We start from the raw sequence: 1,589 nt of genomic DNA, 5'->3' as shown, positions 1-1,589 counted from the left end.
GTGCGGGGCGGGCAGGAGGGCACCGGGGGCGGCCGCGTCCGGCAGGTGGGCCCCGAAGGGGTCACCGACCGCCGCGAGCCGGCTGCCGTCCTCGAACACGGCCTCCACCATCACCTCGGTCACCACGTCCGCCACGCCCGGCAGGACGTCGTCCGGCCCGAGCACCGACCGGCCGCGCGCGAGGGCCTCGGCGAGGCGGAGACCGTCCCGGGCCGCCTCGCAGACGGTGTCCGCGACGATCGCCGTGGCCTCGGGGACGTTCAGCTTCAGGCCGCGGGCGCGGCGGGCACGGGCGAGTTCGGCGGTGGTGAACAGCAACAACCGGTCACGCTCGGTGGGCGTCAGTGGCATGTCGTTCACTCTGACACTGACTGAAAATTCAGTCAATAGACGGGACAGCGAAACGTCCCTGCCTCTTCGGGGAGGCAGGGACGAGGGTCGTCAGTGCTGCTGGAGCCCGGCCAGTTCGGCCTCGACGGCGCCGCGCATCAGCTCGCGGGCGTGGCCGATCCTGATCCCTCCGCTGAGCCAGCGCATGCTGAGTCCTTCCAGCAGGGCGGTGAGCCGCTCGGCCGCGGCGGCGAGCGACGAGGCCGGCGCCATCGGCTGGACCTGCCCCAGCAGCGCGGCGACCTCCTGGACCCAGACGAGGGTGGCCCGGGCGAGGTCCTCGCGCAGCACCTCGTCGAAGACGGCGCTCGCCCGCAGTTCGCCCCAGGCCGCGCTGTTCTCCCGTACCTCGACGGTGTCCTGGAGCTCCAGCAGGAGGGTCTCCTCCAGCTCCTCGCGGGGGCTGAGCGGAGGGTCGGACGGATCGCGCTCCGTGGTGTACCGCTCGGCGCGGTCGTTGATGAACTCCAGGGTCTGACGCAGGACCCCGGTGCGGTCCTTGAAGTGGTAGTAGATCAGGGCGGTGGACACCCCTGCCTCGGCCGCGAGTTCCTCCACGCGCAGCCCGCGGACACCGCGCCGGGCGATGACCCGGGCGGCCGCTTCGAGGATCTGAGTGCTGCGAGACGCCATGTCAGGCACCTTACCCGGGCGCGCCGGGGCAGGAGTACACGGCCCGTTCAGCCCCGACGGTACTGGTCGACGAGGATCGTGACGGAGCCGTCCGCGGGCGCGTCGAGCAGCCGGACGACGGCGATGCGGCGGTGGTCCGGGCTGCGGACGCAGAACGGGCGCCGCTCCCCCAGTGCGCTGAACGGCAGGGCCGTGACGGGTCGGGTCCCGATGCCTCGTTCGCACGCGGCGGCGGTCGGCTCGGCGCCGTCGGGCAGATGGACGTCCGAGGCCTCCGACGGCACGAAGGCCCGCCCTTCCCGGGCGAGGTACCAGGCGGCCGTGTCCGCCGGCACCACCTGGCCGGCCTCCAGGTCGAACTCGTAGCCCGAGTCGGGGGCGGTCAGCTTCGTCCGGGCGTAGCCGGGCCGGTAGGCCCCGGCGTCCCCGTCGTCCCCGTCCGGGACGTCGAACCAGTACACGGCTCCGGCGGCCGCCAGCAGGGTCCCGGCCACCGCCAGCGCCACCGCCGGCAGCCGCCGTCCGCGCCGCGACGCGGGCGGCCGGGGCGGGGCGGGCGGCGGGGG

2 protein-coding genes and 1 pseudogene are annotated in these 1,589 nt (G+C 74.4%); all 3 read right to left on the bottom strand.

Annotated elements, in window-relative coordinates; genetic code table 11:
* On the bottom strand, positions 1–351 hold a 351-nt coding region (gene ureA, locus EF918_RS35525), incomplete at its 3' end, for an urease subunit gamma (protein WP_125652954.1).
* Between the two features lie 90 nt (positions 352–441).
* Complete coding sequence (locus tag EF918_RS35520; RefSeq protein WP_185922092.1) at positions 442–1,023, bottom strand: TetR/AcrR family transcriptional regulator; 582 nt, start codon at positions 1,021–1,023, stop codon at positions 442–444.
* Positions 1,024–1,070: 47 nt separating this feature from the next.
* Positions 1,071–1,589 (bottom strand): annotated as a pseudogene (locus tag EF918_RS35515) (hypothetical protein); the annotation flags it as partial.

It is taken from the genome of Streptomyces sp. WAC06614 (assembly GCF_003949795.1).
GTDB lineage: Bacteria > Actinomycetota > Actinomycetes > Streptomycetales > Streptomycetaceae > Streptomyces.
This window is presented reverse-complemented; position numbering and strand designations above follow the sequence as displayed.

Excerpts from the sequence above, each read along its gene's own strand:
- EF918_RS35520 (WP_185922092.1), bottom strand. The coding sequence starts at position 1,023 with ATGGCGTCTCGCAGCACTCAGATCCTCGAAGCGGCCGCCCGGGTCATC.